Annotated in this window: 11 protein-coding genes; 7 read left to right on the forward strand and 4 right to left on the reverse strand. The window is 59.6% G+C overall.

The genetic code is table 11. From position 1 onward, the window contains the following. The first annotated feature begins 57 nt into the window (after positions 1-57). From L0U81_RS32825 to L0U81_RS32855, 7 genes are all read left to right on the forward strand, one after another. Positions 58-1,266 (forward strand): ParA family protein, encoded by a 1,209-nt coding sequence (locus L0U81_RS32825; protein WP_233810323.1) that lies wholly within the window; start codon positions 58-60, stop codon positions 1,264-1,266. Then, positions 1,263-2,246, forward strand: coding sequence for a ParB/RepB/Spo0J family partition protein (locus L0U81_RS32830; protein ID WP_233810324.1), 984 nt, complete (start codon positions 1,263-1,265; stop codon positions 2,244-2,246). The genes L0U81_RS32825 and L0U81_RS32830 overlap by 4 nt, the downstream gene beginning before the upstream one ends. A gap of 2,624 nt (positions 2,247-4,870) precedes the next feature. Beyond that, positions 4,871-6,370, forward strand: coding sequence for an IS21 family transposase (istA, locus tag L0U81_RS32835; RefSeq protein ID WP_233810326.1), 1,500 nt, complete (start codon positions 4,871-4,873; stop codon positions 6,368-6,370). Further along, positions 6,367-7,188 (forward strand): IS21-like element helper ATPase IstB, encoded by an 822-nt coding sequence (gene istB / locus L0U81_RS32840; RefSeq protein WP_233810329.1) that lies wholly within the window; start codon positions 6,367-6,369, stop codon positions 7,186-7,188. The genes istA and istB overlap by 4 nt, the downstream gene beginning before the upstream one ends. A 755-nt stretch (positions 7,189-7,943) precedes the next feature. Then, the gene (locus L0U81_RS32845) at positions 7,944-8,186 is read left to right on the forward strand and encodes a type II toxin-antitoxin system ParD family antitoxin (RefSeq protein WP_233810331.1); all 243 of its coding nucleotides are present in this window, start codon (positions 7,944-7,946) and stop codon (positions 8,184-8,186) included. Beyond that, positions 8,183-8,485 (forward strand): type II toxin-antitoxin system RelE/ParE family toxin, encoded by a 303-nt coding sequence (locus tag L0U81_RS32850; protein WP_233810333.1) that lies wholly within the window; start codon positions 8,183-8,185, stop codon positions 8,483-8,485. Before L0U81_RS32845 ends, L0U81_RS32850 begins: the two co-directional genes overlap by 4 nt. 1,914 nt (positions 8,486-10,399) lie before the next feature. Further along, complete coding sequence (locus tag L0U81_RS32855; RefSeq protein ID WP_233810335.1) at positions 10,400-10,681, forward strand: hypothetical protein; 282 nt, start codon at positions 10,400-10,402, stop codon at positions 10,679-10,681. Between the two features lie 1,722 nt (positions 10,682-12,403). On the opposite strand, the gene L0U81_RS32860 is transcribed toward L0U81_RS32855, so the two are convergent. The 4 genes from L0U81_RS32860 to L0U81_RS32875 are packed head-to-tail and all read right to left on the reverse strand — an operon-like array spanning position 12,404 to position 15,685. After that, complete coding sequence (locus tag L0U81_RS32860) at positions 12,404-13,633, reverse strand: cytochrome P450 (protein ID WP_233810337.1); 1,230 nt, start codon at positions 13,631-13,633, stop codon at positions 12,404-12,406. Positions 13,634-13,672: 39 nt separating this feature from the next. Beyond that, positions 13,673-13,993 (reverse strand): 2Fe-2S iron-sulfur cluster-binding protein, encoded by a 321-nt coding sequence (locus L0U81_RS32865; RefSeq protein ID WP_233810339.1) that lies wholly within the window; start codon positions 13,991-13,993, stop codon positions 13,673-13,675. Positions 13,994-14,043: 50 nt separating this feature from the next. Then, on the reverse strand, positions 14,044-14,850 hold the full coding sequence (locus tag L0U81_RS32870) for an SDR family NAD(P)-dependent oxidoreductase (protein WP_233810341.1): 807 nt from the start codon (positions 14,848-14,850) through the stop codon (positions 14,044-14,046). A 31-nt stretch (positions 14,851-14,881) separates the two neighbouring features. Continuing rightward, the gene (locus L0U81_RS32875; protein WP_233810343.1) at positions 14,882-15,685 is read right to left on the reverse strand and encodes an SDR family NAD(P)-dependent oxidoreductase; all 804 of its coding nucleotides are present in this window, start codon (positions 15,683-15,685) and stop codon (positions 14,882-14,884) included. Positions 15,686-15,948: the final 263 nt, after the last annotated feature.

The raw sequence follows: 15,948 nt of genomic DNA on the forward strand, positions 1-15,948 counted from the left end.
AACAGCTGATGAGCGTGAAGAAATCATCTCACCGTCGATAAAACATAGGAACTGAAAATGAATTTGAGCGAATTGCCCGGGATCGACCGGCGCGTAAAGCTCTCCAACTTGGGAGAGTTTGCCGAACGTCTGTCGGTCATGGCGAATGAGCTGCGCGACCAAATTCTGGCCCCAAGGCCTCGTAAGAACCCTCCCGTCTTCACAATCGGGGAATTGGCGGAGCTATGCGGCATCGACCGTCAGAAGATCAATTACTTGGCGACCAAGGAAGGTGGCGAACTTCCGCCGGGTATGGCTCATGGTACTGGAAGGGCGCGCATTTTCTCTCTGAAAGATGTACGGACGTGGGTACAGCAGGTATCCGACATTTATCAGACTCCACTCGTCACGGGCACTCGGGAGCATCGCGGGCGCGTGTTGATCACGGCGAACTTTAAGGGTGGCTCTTGTAAGACCACAACAACAATGTGTATCGCGCAGGGCTTGAGCTTGCGTGGTCGCAAAGTACTTGTCATTGACCTCGATCCGCAAGCATCTCTTTCGGAACTATGCGGTCTGTATGCCGAAAAAGATGTGACCTGGGAGGACACCGTCCTCCCGTTCATCTATGACCCGGACATCGAGGGCGGACTTGCGTCGAAGGTTCAAAGCACATATTGGGATGGCTTGGATGTGATCCCAGCACACAACTACCTGCACGACGCGGAGTTCCATCTTCCGACAGCACAACAGACTAACCCTGGCTTCGAGTTCTGGTCTGTGCTTCGCAAGGGGATCGAACCACTTCGAGCCCAGTACGACTACATCATTCTGGATACTGCACCGTCCCTGTCCTACATGACCCTTAATGGTCTTATGGCAGCTGATTCGATGGTTATGCCGTTAGTCCCGGAAAGCTTGGACTTTATCTCCTCAGTATCTTTCTGGTCACTGTTCGCCGAGGTCGCGCACGGGTTTGTGGAACATGAGGTCGACAAAACGTACGACTTCATCTCCGTCCTGCTGTCGCGCGTGGACTATGGAACGACGTCGTCTGCGCCCGTTGTTCGCTCCTGGTCGCAGCGAGCATACGGCGATTGGCTGCATGCAACCGAGGTCCCGGCGAGTTCTGTTATGAGCAACGGCGCATTGGCCTTCTCGACGGTCTTTGACCTTTCCCGTTCCGATGCTGTCGCAAAGACGCTAGCTCGAGTCAAGCAACCGCTCCTAGATTACTGCAAATGGATTGATGATCAATATGTCGCGCAATGGAGGGCTGGACAATGAGCAACTTGCGTGAACGCATGATGAGCAAGACTGCTGAAGTTCGAGCCGCGAAGGACATCCAACTCGACCAGCAGCAAGAGAAGCCCACTAGCCCTCGGACCGCACCGGGGATGGCCGGCGCATTGGCCCAGGCGCAACAGCGAATTGTCGCGCTCGAGAAAGCAGGTACGGCGTCAGACGTTAATGTTTCGGAGATTGTTCCAAACCCATGGCAACCGCGGAAGGTGTTCAACGAAGCGAAGTTGACACAACTTGCGGAATCAATTCGCGAAGCAGGATTGGTCCAGCCGATCATTGTTCGACGCGCTGCGCACGGCCACCAGATCGTTGCGGGCGAAAGGCGGTGGCGAGCTCACAAGATGATCGATAAGGAGACGATCAAGGCCGTCATCATCGATCTTTCTGATGAAGAGATGGCGATGTTGGCCTTGGTGGAAAACATCGTGCGCGATGACTTGTCGGATTATGAGATCGCTCGTTCTATCCGCAGCACTGAGAAAGAATTTCCCAACAGAAAGCGTATGGCAGAGGCTCTGGGTTTCTCTCGTTCGGAACTCTATCGCTTCCTCGCGTTTGCTGACCTTCCGGACTTTGTGATCAAAGATCTGGATATACAGCCTAGGCTATTGGGCGCGACCGCGGCGGAAGGCTTAGTGTCGATCCTGCGAGACAAGAACCCGAAGGCGGTGGATGTTGCAAGAGAGATGTGGGCAAGGGTGGTTGCAGGGGACCTCGATCAATTGAAACTCGCTAGGGCGATCAAGCAGGCTATCCAGAGCGGCGATAATGGGTCGCGCGGCGTCAGTGACCGTAGTATCGAAAAGATCTTTGCGGGGAAAAATCAGGCAGGATCAATAACGAAAGATGCCGTGGGCTTCACGGTGAAAATCCGAGCGGGAATGCTCACGTCAGAGAAGGAGCAGCAGATACGTAGGCTTATATCAGAGCTTTTTTCGGCAAGCGGCGGTAGCGCCGATTGAGGCGAACAGTAAAAGGTGCCCCAAGAGGCACCTTTTTTATCGTCACGGATTTGGGATCCGATCGTGGTCCAAGTTTGGACACTGTTCTCGTTATGGGCGACAAGTAGCCATAGGCAAGGCCATGTCGTGGCGACGCAAGTTCGGATGTGTCGGCAAGGCATTTTTCGCGGTTTGGGTAGGCGCACCTCCCTCCGTAAGGGGAAAACGCGCTGCCGCTCTCCACAGTTTTCCGGACGCTTTGAGTCCGTGTCCCAAGTTGGGACACTCCGCGCGGACACCTTTGTTTGATTCGCCGCCGCCAACAGTTGGCTCTCTCTCCGGTCCCTGCCTCGGCTTCGAATAACCCGTTCGTCGTGACGACGGCCCACGCCAGTGACGCGATGGCCGCATCGTTCCAACTAGGGTCATTGGTCGTGCGCCGCGTCCGGAACAGCTGCAGAAGCGCCCTCTTTCCGCCGGGAATGGCGAACGGCATCGTGGTGTTCACGAAATACGCATCGAATCTAGGATTTTCGACCCATAGATCGAATCGTGCCGGCTCGATTCTCAGCCCACGTCGACCGACCACGGGGACTGCGAATAAGGCATCAATTAGTGCGAGACTGCACGCGCATCGGTAGTATTGAGAAGGTCGCTGCGGGAAAGTCAGGCGGGGTTAATAACGAAAGACGCTGTGTGATTCACGGTAACAATCAGGGCAGGAATGCTCACGGCAGAGGAGGAGAAGCGGCGGCAGCGCCGATTGATGTGAACGGGAAGGGTGCCTACGAGGCGCCGTTCTTTTGGGGCCGCGATACTATCGCGAAGCGTGTCCCAAGTTGGGACGCGACTCCGCGCGGGCGATGGGTTGTGGCCGGTTGCGCGATGAAGTGAAAGGTACAAGTCGGTAGGCGTTGAGCAGGAAATCTCTCGCAGATCGCAAGCTTTGGTCTCTCACCCGCGCGGGAGGAAACCGCGCCAAATGCTACCCGCTCCCGATTTTCGCCGCTCTTTGATCTCTTGGCGTCGTGTCCCAAGTTGGGACACGACAAGCGGAAGACTTCTCTGATTTCCTATCACCTGGAGTGTGCACTCTTCCGACCGGGGCGGCTTTGAGCGAGCCTTGGGCCGTGAAGGCAGCCATGGCAGAGACGCAAATCGGGACGATTTCCCACCAAACGATTGTCAGCTAGGCGATTGGCATCCTGCGCAGCAGCAAAGGCCTTTGCATGAGCCCAGAAGTGATTTTGCTCTATTGGCGGCCCCGCGGTCGCTGTGGGGCCGCCGTAGCCGTTTCCTGGGGAGGTGGAGTTCGCTGTACGGGTGGAAAATCGAAGGCTCGGATCGTCCTTATTGATGGCCGCCGGGGGCGTTGGTTATTCCTGAGCACTGCCCCGTTTCGCCACTAGTGCGAAGGGACGGTAGCAGCGGCTTGCCTTCACGCGCAGGACTACGGTCCCGCAACGCTGGTGGACCGCTCGCGCTGTGCCCGGGAGAGTCTGGCACGCAGAACACCGTCAGTCGAGCGCGCCCGGCGTGGGTCGGGCACATGATCAGCCGGCGCCTGCGCGATCAGGGCCGCATGGAAGTGCACTCTCGCACCGCGGCCACCATCCCGCATAGCCACCGCCAGATCGACAGCGCGGAGTTCGGCCGCCACGCCGTGGCAGCGCTTGGAGCATGCGCAGCTCGACGAACCCTAGTAGATGGATTCCTAAAGCTGGATCGATCTGCACCACAGACGACGCCCTTCGCCATCGACGGTGCTCGACGACCATTCGCGCTACTCCCTTACGCTCGACGCCTGCTGCTGTATCTGGATCGTTCGTTCCGGCGCTACGGGTTGCGGTTTTCCATCACCACGGAAAACGGTTCGTCGTCGGGCAACCCCAGCGGACCGGGGCAACCCAACGAACTGGCCATCTGGCCGCCCGGTGTGCCACAAACTTGCGCCACATACGGAGTTGGTCCGTTGCACTTTGGGGTTGTAAAACTTGGAGCGCGGGGTTTGGCCCCTGAGAGTAGATAGCCGGCACGAAGCCAGTAGGAGCGGTTAAGTTCGTACACCTAAGCGCTTGCCGTTCTCCCGACTTGATTTACCGCTGTGAGTTGAGAACGTTGGCCGCGGCATGGCTGCCCATCTCCGTGAAACATTGATGAACAATTTTCAGTTGCTGGAAAGCCCCGTCCATCGGCGCTTCTTTGCATTTCCCGGCAATTGTTTCACGACGTACTCTAATTAGAAGCAACCAAACGGCGATTGTGCGAAGATAGAACGATGATCTCGGTATGGTCTTGATTTGATGGTAGTGAATATTACGTAATCTGTAACGTATCTTGCATTGCTGCCGGACGGCTTTCCGGTTGTTCCTCGCGGTTGGCGGGCGAGATAAAGTTGGATTCTCGCATGGGCCGATCACCTCTAAATCTGTGGCGCTCGCGCTGCCCGCTAGCTGCGCACCCGAATCGCTCGCGGCGCCAGTGTCTGGGCGGCGACAATTATCTTGTCCGGTTGATTGACGATTGTCTTGGCCGGTGGTGAGGAGTCGGAGGCGGCGTAGCCGCCGGAGACGACGAACCACCGGCAGCGCCGGGATGACGGGGTCATAGGATGGCTGGTCGCGTTCAAGAAGAAGCGAACAGCCATGTCCGGAACCCGAATCACGGACCAGCAGGTCCGCCTCTATATGAGCAAGCGCAAACATCACACTCAGGAAGTCGCCGCCGCCAAGGCGGGCATGAGTTCGCGCACGGCACGGCGCATTGAACGGGATGGCCGGTTACCGTCACAGAAGCCGCGTCGCGATTGGCGCACCCGCCCCGATCCGTTTGCCGAGGTCTGGGAGAGTGAAGTGCTGCCGTTGCTGCGCAGCGTGCCCGACCTGAAGGCAGTCACATTGCTGGGCAGGCTGCAGGAGACGCACCCGGGCCAGTTTCCCGACAGCATGCGGCGCACGCTGGAGCGACGCGTTAGCCAGTGGCGCGCCCTTGAGGGACCGGGCAAGGAAGTGTTCTTTCCTCAGGAACATCTGCCGGGCGCACGAGGACTGTCCGACTTCACCGATATGGGCGGACTCGGTGTCACGATCGCCGGCGTGGCGTTTGCCCACCGGCTGTACCACTTTGTGCTTGCGTTCTCGCACTGGGAATACGCCTGTATCGTCGATGGGGGCGAGAGCTTTGAAGCGCTCTCCCAAGGCTTGCAGAATGCGTTATGGCAGGCCGGCGGATGTCCACGGGAACACCGCACCGACAGCCTGTCGGCGGCGTTCAGGAATCTGCAGGAACAGGACGACTTCACGGCCCGCTATGCCGCGCTGCTCGAGCATTACGGCATGGTCGGCACGCGCAACAACCGCGGCCAGGGCCACGAGAACGGTAGCGTGGAGTCATCGCATCGTCACCTGAAGGAGGCAATCGATCAGGCGTTGATGCTGCGCGGTCATCGCGACTTTGCCGAGCGTGCTGCCTATGACGGATTCGTTCGCGAAGTCGTCATGCGCCGCAACCGGCGCAATGCTGCCGGGTTCAACGTTGAGCGCGAGCATCTCCACGATCTGCCCGAGCGTCGCACGACCGACTTCGTCGAGGAGGAGGCGCGTGTTACCCGCTGTGGCACCTTTACCGTGCGCGGGATCCTCTACAGCGCACCATCGCGCCTGATCGGCCACCGCCTGCGGGTGCGGCTCTATACCGACCGACTCGACTGCTATCTGTCCGGCGCACTGGTGCACAGCACCCAGCGAGGCTCGCGTGTGCCCTACGGCCGCGGCCGTGCCCTCGACTACCGACACTTCATCGAGGCACTCAAGCGTAAGCCGCAGGCCTTCAAGGGCCTGGCGTTTCGCGACGACCTGTTTCCGCGCGAAGCGTATCGCCGCACCTGGGAGCAGCTTGAGGCGAGACTGGCACAACGGGAAGCCTGCAAGCTCATGGTCGGGCTACTCGAGCTGGCCGCGCATCACGGCGTCGAGGCAATCCTGGCCGAACGGCTCGATGCGTTGCTCGCTGCCGGCAAGTTGCCCGACCTGGAGCAGTTGCGTCACGAATTTGCACCACGTCAGCCCCAGTGTCCTGAAGTGGTGGTTGAGACGCCATCGGCGGCACTCTATGACACGCTGCTCGATGACGAGGTGCCGGTATGAACACCGCTGCTACCTGCGATGCCGCGCGTCTGGGGTTGATGCTCAATGAGCTGCGGCTGCCGACCATCGGCCGGCTGTGGCCTGAATTTGCCCAGCGTTCCGACAAGGAAGGCTGGCAGGCTACGCGGCTACTTGGTGCGCTGCTCGAACACGAACTCGCCGAGCGCGTGAAACGGCGCATTGAGCGGCACCGCGTCGAATCGCATCTGGATCCGACCAAGACGCTCGACACCTTCAACTTCAGCATGGTGCCGATGGTCTCGAAGGCGCACGTCATGGCGCTGGCCAGCGGCGATTCGTGGCTGGAGAAAGGCGCCACGATCCTGTTGTTCGGGCCGCCCGGCGGCGGCAAGACACATCTCGGTTCCGCCATCGGCCACGCTCTGATCGACGCCGGTTACCGGGTGCTGTTCACCCGCACCAGCGAATTCGTGCAGAAGCTGCAGGTCGCACGCCAGAGCCTGCAGTTGCCGTCGATGCTCGCTAAGCTCGACCATTTCGATCTGATCATCCTCGACGACCTCTCATACGTCCGTAAGGATCAGGCCGAAACCAGCGTGCTGTTCGAGCTGATCGCCGAGAGATATGAGCGGCGCAGCCTTCTGATCACAGCCAACCAGCCGTTCTCCGGCTGGAATGATGTCTTCCCCGACCCGGCCATGACCGTGGCCGCCATCGATCGCCTCGTCCATCACTCGACGATCTTCGAACTGAACGTCGAGAGCTACCGGCGCCGGAACGCCAGCGACAACAAGGCTGCACGGCGGCGTCAATTACCGGATCCCGAGCCACAAGGAGCGACAACCATGACCTCTTGAACAGCGACAATTACCCCCGCTGACCGGACAAGATAATTGTCGTTCGGCCGGACTTCATGCTTGACGCTCTACAAGTGTCCCCATTCATAAGTCACCTGCTGGTCCGGTATGAGCCGCGCACAGTTCCTTTACCGCATGCGACGGCTTGCGTTACGCGCTTTGCTGCATGTGCGTCCGGAACCTGGGCCCGATTGCGTTCGTCTGTATGAACTGGTGCTGGTGATGGGGCTCGCGCGCCAAATTTCTCGCTCATGTGCGGCGGCTCGCGCGCTGCGGAGGCTCCCGGTGAGCGAGCGCTTCCTTACCGCCGGTCCGGGACGCGAGGCAAAGGGGGTATTTCTGACTATCGCGTCGCGTGGTTTTGCTTGGGGATAGACCAGCTCGCCGCGGAACAACCAGATAGCGTCCCCACGCTCAAGCGGTGACGCACGCCGCTAACCGACGCTCTTCGCACAGTGGCTGAGGCAGTTGGCGGCGCGGTGGGCGCAGAAGCCGCAGCTCGTCGCGAGGAACGTCGCAGTCGGGAAGCGGTGAGTTCTCGCACTGGAGGTGCCGCGTGTTCCGTATGGACCAGGTTTCCTGTAACGGGCCGTTTGTGCCCACGGACACACCGATACCGCGCTTCATGAGTTGCGACCAGTTGGTCGCCCGTGCGTCCCGGCTCGCGTTACCAGTTTTGCTGCACGCGGCCGGGACTGGTGTCTTCAGAGTACCAAAATTTGGTACTATGCCTTCATCACCAGCCGGAGCCCATCATGAGCAAGAATACGTCCGTTTCCCTAGGAAGACACTTTGCCGAATTTGTCGAGGACCGCGTCCGCGCCGGGCGCTATAGCACCGCGAGCGACGTGGTGCGGGCTGGCCTACGCTTGCTCGAAGAACAGGAAGCGACGCTCGATGCGCTGCGCTCAGAACTGGAAAAGGGAGAACGTTCGGGTGCGTCCAGGCCATTCGATTTTGACGCTTTCCTGGCTCGCAAACGGAAGTCAACCCCGTGAAGGGTTTTGTCCTTTCCCCGGCCGCAGAACTCGATCTCGATGATATATGGGACTACTCGGTCGAAAACTGGGGGGCCGCGCAGGCCGAACGCCATATCCGACTGATTCAGGACACCATCATCGGGCTGGTGCAAGGCACGCAACCGAGCCGATCCGCTTCCCATGTTCGTGCCGGTTATCGAAGCGTGCTGGTCGGTGCGCACGTTGTGTTCTTCAGGGAGCACGATGAACTCGTCGATGTCATCCGGATACTTCATCAGAGGATGGATCCTTCGCAACATTTGGCAAGCGAGAACTAGTTCCTTGAACGGCTCGCTCATCAGCATTGCCGCTCCCGATTTTCTTGCGCTCGCAGTGCTGCTGATCAGCACACGCGGATGCTCGCCTCTCCGATCCCTGTCCCAGCATCGCGTCCACATGCCGCAAGGTGCACGAGGCCAATCCGTTTTTGCGGGAATTCGTTGTATCGTTCGGCGCCTCCGGCCATATCGCGCGGTTCGAAATCGAAGGGGGCGGCAAATGCCGGTCAGACAATCACCTGACCGAAAAGAGGTGGTACGTTTCGATCCTGGCCGTTCGCCACCACCGCGAAGACGAGTACCACTAAGTGGCTTTCATCCCCCTCATTTCTGGACCGCGGTCGCCCGGGCCGACAGAAGCGCTGGCAGTTGAGACTTTCAACCCCTACGGGTGGGGACGTCGGAGCCTAGCGACGTGCTCCGGTGACAGGTGCGCGTCCTGTTTGCAGCGGACTCGCCTCGTTGAATCCCTTGGTGGCGCGAATCCGCCAATTCTTCTCCGGACCCTTACCATGAGTGCGCGACGCTCCACGTTGCGTGCGCCAGCGCCATTTCTGTTTTGCCTGAGGAACGCGAGAAACTCGCACGCAACTAACGGTCAGGCCGATCCGAATCCGGGTGCGCCTATCGGTGGCATCAGCGCATCAATGGAGCGCGCGGCGTACAACAGGTGGGCGAAAAACGTTGAATGCGATCCCTGTCAGCGGTGAACGGCCGCTGCCGCGTGGGGAGTTAAGCCGACGAAGCCGGGCGTATCCGTTTTCGCCGTATTGTCGGCGACGAAACCTACAAGGCGGGCTCGCTCTGACACGTTCTCATAACGAAGATGGCGAAGTGGCGGCTTCGTCATAGCCGGAGAGGTGTTCGAAGACGATGTCCGGAGTTCTTCGCGACCTTCGGGTTGAAGTCCTGTTAGCCGAAGCTCGATCCCGCGACGATGCTGTTGCCCCTGGCCGCCAGATCGCGAAAACGCACTCCGGTTCCGCCGACTCAGGTACGTTGCTGATCCGCACCACCGGACCTTGTTGCCGAACCTCGCTTCGACCGCTTTGACTCCTGCGCGCGCCCATAGGTTAAGCCGGCGTCGCCGGGATTACCCCGCATGACGACGGCAATGCCGACCGGCCTTGCTGCGGAGCGAGGGGTTCATCGAACAGGTGTCAGAGCCGATGACAGACCGAAACATTAAGCGCCGGCGGGCGGTCGTACACGCAGCTCGACGCACGCACGGTCACGGACACGTCCGCGGGAAAAATGCAGAGACGTCTGCGGCAGGTTGAGGCCGTCAGGGCGCCCGATGTCGCGGCTGAACAGCGCCGCCGGTTGCTGTGCCATTGATGGCGACCGGCGCGGTCAGTGGGGAAGCAGGCGACGCCGTGCGTACCTTCGCACAAGGCCGAGGCCGCCGCGCCGGACGTTGCCGGGCAGCGCGACTTCCGCCAGGATAGCGGGATCCGCACTTCGTCGCCCCACATGGCAGATCGCTTCGAACTCGTCGCCCTCGCGCTGCCCGCCAACTGCGCACCCGAATCGCTCCCGGCGGTAGTGCCCCAGTTCATCGCCGCGTGCTGGCCCGGCATGAGCCGCGCCCAGCTGCTCGACCGCGCGCGCCGGCTCGCGATACGCGCTTCGCTGCGCGCACACCCCGAATCCGGGCCCGATGGTGTACGGCTGTACGCACTGGTGCTCGTGATCGGGGACGTACGTGCTGAACTTATCGCCCACGTACGACGGCTCGCGCGTCGAGGCGGTGCGCGGCGCGCCAGGGCTTCGTTACCGCCGGCGCGGGACGCGAGGCAAAGGGGGCTTTTCTGAGCACAGGATTTCATTTCTTCGTTGGGAGAGCGGCTCCGTGCAAATAGATGTCGGGGCAGGGCAGGATCCTGTCTGAGTGACGACGCGAAGCAGTTTGGTGTGGGCGCTCGTGCCCATTTCGCGAGACCACGCACCCTGCGGTTGCAGTACGGCGAACAATGCCGCCGGCTGAATATTGAGGACGTGATTTTCGCGAAGCGGCATCTGGCATGTCGCTGGGTCGGCTACAACCTGCGTGAAGCAATGCTGGGCGTCAGCAAGGCAAACCGGCCCGACAGCTTTATCGATCCTCCCGCCGGATCAAGGGAACTTCTACTCTTTCTCTTGCCGATGCGGGAAGCCGGAATTCGCCAGACCGCGCGCCTCGCTAACAATCAATAGTGCTAACTTTTTCGGTCCACTGCGGCGTCTGGTTTGCGCCGGAACCGTTCGACTGGCTGGATTTGTGACGACGACTCTTTAGGCTGGCTTGCCTGCCCTCGCGACAACTGGCTGAACCGTCTGTTGATCTCAAAGGATTCGATCGCCGTAGAAGGGCGTCAAACACTCCGATTCTTGCGGTCAAATTTCGCATAGGATGCGCGTGGAATTTGACCGCAAGAAACGGGGTGATTTCTTGGGGCGCGAATTTCAGTATCTGACTGTGGGGTACGGGTCTCAGCGCATGCATCGCCACGCAGATGATGGGAGCCTGCAATGCGAGTGATATATCTGTCTGCTTACGTATTGGCTGCGTTCGTGCTGTTCGCGAGTACAGAGTCACAATCGACGACATTGGCCAGCGAGCCACAAGCGGCGTCCACTAAAGCCACTACATCGCATGAACTGAAAACTTTGAAGGAGCGGTTGAGCGATAAAGCAAGCGACGAGCAACGTGTTGATAACTGCAAGGTACCCTTTGCGCAGCGAGGAACAAAGGTGCGACCGGATAGTTGCACACATACAGAGCAGATGCAGCAGTAGATCTGTCTCTGTTGCGTAATTAAAAGTGTCAACTCGCGTCGGCGCTTCGGACATGCAACTAACCGTCATGCGCCGCAACCGCCTTCCACGGCTTCGCCACAAACCGTTCGGAAAGAGGGAGGCCAGACTGCTACCCCGCCGACGGCACCGAAACGCGACGACTAGCCTCTCGCCAGACCCTACTCATCACTGCCTAGTCGCAGATACCCCGATCCTGGATCGCGAGGCGGTCCTGCCGTCGCATCGAGGGCGTCGTCGAACGGATCGGGAGAAGCCCATAGCAGAAATGTGAACGACACCAGACGCAGCGGAATGGCGCTTCGATCACGCTGCTGCTGATAATGAACGGACTCCGCCGGCGGCATTGCGGACAGCGCGTGCGCAGTCTTTGCCGATGGGCCGCACACCAATCTTCCTCCGCAAGCTGATGCAGCACACTGATTCGCGACGTCGTCACAGCGAAAAGCCCGTGGATCGCGATTAACGACGTCATCCAGCCGCCGGGCTGGCTGCCGAACGGTGGAGGCGAAACGACGGCAGAACTGCGCCGCATGCGCAAAAAAGTCAGCGCGTGCGATGTCGTCAACGGCTAATGGCGCAGTGCAAAGTGAAAGGCGCAGGGTGCAGACACGCGCCTTGCTGCGTTTTCCGGCTTTATTCCGGCGTCGGAGACCACCGGGACTAATTGACCGATGTTTTGATTGCCGTTGGTTCTGCCCTGCATTTGGCAAGCACCCCTCTGCCACCGAAGGGTACGAAGGCCTCAAGTATGCCGGCGACGAACGCGATGCCGTGCTTCTCGCGCATATCGTCCGGGTTCTAGCCGACTAATTCGTTGAAGCGGGATCAGATCCCGAAACCGCAATACAGGAGGCGTCACTGTTCCGGACTCGTCGCGTTGCTCGACATTACGCCAGGAATGTCGTGTTGCGACTCCTGACCCAAGTGAGCGGATCCTCTACGGCTGCCTGCTCGAAATCAACCATCGCGCGCCCCGCGGACAGAACTGCGCGCTGTTTGCCCGACTGCTTACCGAGAGTGGATGGAACAGCTTGGGCTCTACGTCGGCAATTGTGCAGATTGCTGACTGCGCGCGGCATCGTGCAGACGACGGTCAAGACGTGGAATGGTTAATGACCATCACTCGCCGGCTCGATGGACAGCGGAGTTCCACACCAGCGGCACTCGTGTCACACAGTTCACCATTCCTCCCTCAAAGCTGATCTGCCCAGCAGGATCGAGCGCAAAATCGGGAATGCGCTGGAACCACTCTTCAAGGAAAATGCGAATCTCGTTGCGTGCCAGGAGCGCCCCAGCGCAGCGATGTGGACCGTTGCCGAAGGCTGCATGTTGCGACGCATTAGGGCGCGCAAAGTCGGCATGCATCGGACACTGAAACTTGCGCTCGTCCATGCCGTGTAGCAGCGGACGGACGTACACCCGGTCGCCAGCTTTGAAACGAACGCCCTTGTATTCAAAGTCGCGCGTCATCACGCGGCCTGTGCTGGATGGCGCAAACATGCGCAGCAATTCCTCCACCGCGTTGCCAACGAGTTCCGGGTGTTCTGCCAGCTGACGACGATGTTCAGGATTGCGAGCGAGATAGAGCACGGCAAAGCCCATGGTGGATGCAACCGTGTCGAGTCCACCGAAGATGACATTGACCATCATGCCGCGGATTTCTTGTTCTGTGAGGCGTCTACCGAATACAGTTCCGTTCACTATCGCACTGATCAGGTCCGTACCAGGTTCCTTCTGGCGCTCGCGAATAATACTCTCGAGGTAGCCGAACAGCATCCGTTGTGACCATTCGCGACGCTCGGGGTCGTTGGCGCGAACGCTCGCCTCGGTCCATGCTAGCAGATCGTCCAGATCGCCGAGCGGGAGGTTCACGAGCCGCATGAAGATGGTTATCGGAAACTTCAATGCGAAGTCGGCCATGAATTCACACTGGCCTTTATCCCGGAAGCTTTCGATCAGGGATACCGCCAGGTCGCGGATCTCGCCTTCCATGTCGCGTATGACTCTCGGCGCGAAGAAGCGATTGATCAGTGCGCGATAGTCGGCGTGCTCGGGAGGATCGGCCGAGAGAGGCAAGATCTGCATTGTCGTGCTCGCGGGCAGAGTGATCTCGCGCATGGAAAATGGATCGTGATTCCGCTGCGCGAATTCAATATCTTCTGCTCGCGTGAGGATCCAGTGACCGCCGTTATGCGGTGTCCACACAATGTCCGGACCATCGTGCAGACGCTTCCACGCGCCGACGATGTCAGCTTCGCCGCCGGGAGGTCTGCTGAAATCCCACGCAACAACGAGTTCGTGAGGGACATGGTCGGGAACTGGAACGAGAGGGACTGCAATATGAGACATGTGTGTTCTCCGCGATCAGGTTTTCGCCGTCGGTTTCGGTCAGGTTTGGGAAACAGGTAGCCTGACGACTAACCCATCCAGTTCATTGGTCAATCGAATCTGGCAGCCGAGTCGGCTGTTGTTGCTTGCATCGATGGCGCCGCTCAGCATGTCGAGCTCGGCGTGTTGAGCGGGCGGAATCTTTGCGGCCCATCTATCATCGACGTAGCAATGGCACGTCGCGCAATTGCAGTAGCCCCCGCAGTCTGCGAGGATCCCGGGCACCGAGTTGTCGATTGCGGCTTGCATTAACGACTGTCCCGCAATGGCATCGACGGTATGCTCTGTGTTGTCGTGCTCGATAAAGGTAATCTTTGGCATTTCAGTATCCTAAGGTTCTACAGTGGGGCGAACATCGTAGTGGAATCCGCCTAGCCGACCGTGAAACCGCCGTCTGCAGCGATGATCTGACCGGTAACGTAGCTTGCGGCAGGGCTTGCGAGAAAGAACACGCTTCGGGCAACCTCGATCGGGGCGGCCATTCGTCCCATCGGAATCCGGCCCGCACCTACGATGGGGCCGCGAATCCGGAAGGTCGAGCTGATGTTTTTGCCGCCCTCGCTGGACATGCCGCCCGGAAGGATCGAATTGACGCGGATTCCGTCGGCCGCGAACTCGCTGGCCAGTGAACGCGTGATGCTGTCCACACCGGCCTTCGCAGCGTCGTAATGGGCGTTGACGCCCCATAGCGTGGGTCGAAGCGAGCCAACGGACGAAATGTTTACGATCGAGCCACCGCCGCCCTTCGTCTTCATGCGCGTGATGGCCTCGCGGCAACACAGGAACGTGCCTCGCAGCGTGACGTCCTGCATTCGGTCCCATTGCTCGACGGTCATTTCAAAGAATTCGGCCTTCGAACGGTGCGCGGCGTTGTTGATGAGAATATCTACGCCGCCGAACCTTGCATCGACGCTTGCGAATAGGGCTTTGACGGATGCTTCATCTGCCACGTCGACTTTGCATGGCATCGAAATGCCGCCGCCGGATTCGATATTCGCCGCTGTTGCGGACGCGGCGTCTGCGTTCAGGTCGGCGATCACGACATTGGCGCCGGCTCCGGCAAGCAACCCCGCGATCTCGCAGCCGAGACCTTGCGCAGAGCCGGTAACAACGGCGGTCTTGCCAGTGAGATTGAAAATCTGCGCGAGGCGCGCGCCGATCTGGGTTTCGTTAAACATGGAATGCTCCGTTTCGAGGGATCGAGAAAGGTCAGCTAATCAGAAATCCCCCATCGAGGGTGATTGACTGGCCCGTCATATAGCGGCCTGATGGCCCTGCGAGGTAAAGCACCGCGGCGGCGATATCGGCGGGGTCACCCCATCCGAGCGGCAGGCGCCGCTCCGCATCCGTCCCGGGTCCCGTGAGTTTCCCTGTCTTCAGGCGAGCCTGCATGTCCGGATGAAACTGAACCTTGCCGGGCACCGCCCCAGGAAGAACGCAGTTGACGAGGATCTGGTCGCGGGCATAGTCGAGCGCCGCGGATCGCACTAACCCTGCTACGCCGGCTCGCGCGGCGCCATAGGCGCCATTGCCATTGAGTACGGCATGCGAGGCTCCCATGGTGGTTACGTTCACGATGCGCCCGCCCCGGCCTGCGGCGAGCATGTGCTTGATCGCCTCTCGCATGCAAAAGAACACAGACTTCAGGTCGATCGCCATGACTTCGTCCCAGGCCGCTTCGGAGAACTCCGTAAGCGGCCCGTTATTGGTCATCGCCGCGCAGTTGACCACGATGTCCGGGCTGCCCCAGGCCGCCGTGACCTGCTCGAACAATGCAATCACGGAGGCTTCGCGTTCCACGTCTACCTCTATCGCGATTGCCTCACCGCCCGCCGAAAGGATCTTGTCGACGATCGGTTTCGAATGCGCCGCGCTGTGATCCGCAAATACGACCCGTGCGCCGGCCTCGGCCAGCACGGGTGCGATATCGACGCTGGAATTGCCTCCCTTGTCGGTAATGACAGCGATCTTTCCGCTGATGCCGAATAGCCGTTCAAGCACGGTCGTGGTCATCGAGTTGTCTCCTGTGAGGCTGTCACTAGGTATTTGTTAAGAATTCTAGCGAAAACATCCGACGAGAAATGGTTACCGTAGGGAACAATCAGAGTGAGCTAATTTCACTAATTCAGCGTCTCATGTGCGGCAGGAATGAAGCCACGCGGCGCCATGTTAGTAGACACAGTTGAAACGCGACGCAAAAATGCGCACGACGTTCTAAAAACATAACAGTTGTGCCAGCCGGGATTTCCCTCGTTGCGGGCCTTTTGACCTGCCGC

Origin of the sequence: Paraburkholderia sp. HP33-1 (assembly GCF_021390595.1) — a bacterium.
Lineage (GTDB): Bacteria > Pseudomonadota > Gammaproteobacteria > Burkholderiales > Burkholderiaceae > Paraburkholderia.

Coding starts and splice junctions, on each gene's coding strand:
- L0U81_RS32875 (WP_233810343.1), bottom strand. CDS start 15,685: ATGACCACGACCGTGCTTGAACGGCTATTCGGCATCAGCGGAAAGATC.
- L0U81_RS32860 (WP_233810337.1), bottom strand. CDS start 13,633: ATGTCTCATATTGCAGTCCCTCTCGTTCCAGTTCCCGACCATGTCCCT.
- L0U81_RS32870 (WP_233810341.1), bottom strand. CDS start 14,850: ATGTTTAACGAAACCCAGATCGGCGCGCGCCTCGCGCAGATTTTCAAT.
- L0U81_RS32865 (WP_233810339.1), bottom strand. CDS start 13,993: ATGCCAAAGATTACCTTTATCGAGCACGACAACACAGAGCATACCGTC.
- istB (WP_233810329.1), top strand. CDS start 6,367: ATGAACACCGCTGCTACCTGCGATGCCGCGCGTCTGGGGTTGATGCTC.
- L0U81_RS32830 (WP_233810324.1), top strand. CDS start 1,263: ATGAGCAACTTGCGTGAACGCATGATGAGCAAGACTGCTGAAGTTCGA.
- L0U81_RS32825 (WP_233810323.1), top strand. CDS start 58: ATGAATTTGAGCGAATTGCCCGGGATCGACCGGCGCGTAAAGCTCTCC.
- istA (WP_233810326.1), top strand. CDS start 4,871: ATGTCCGGAACCCGAATCACGGACCAGCAGGTCCGCCTCTATATGAGC.
- L0U81_RS32845 (WP_233810331.1), top strand. CDS start 7,944: ATGAGCAAGAATACGTCCGTTTCCCTAGGAAGACACTTTGCCGAATTT.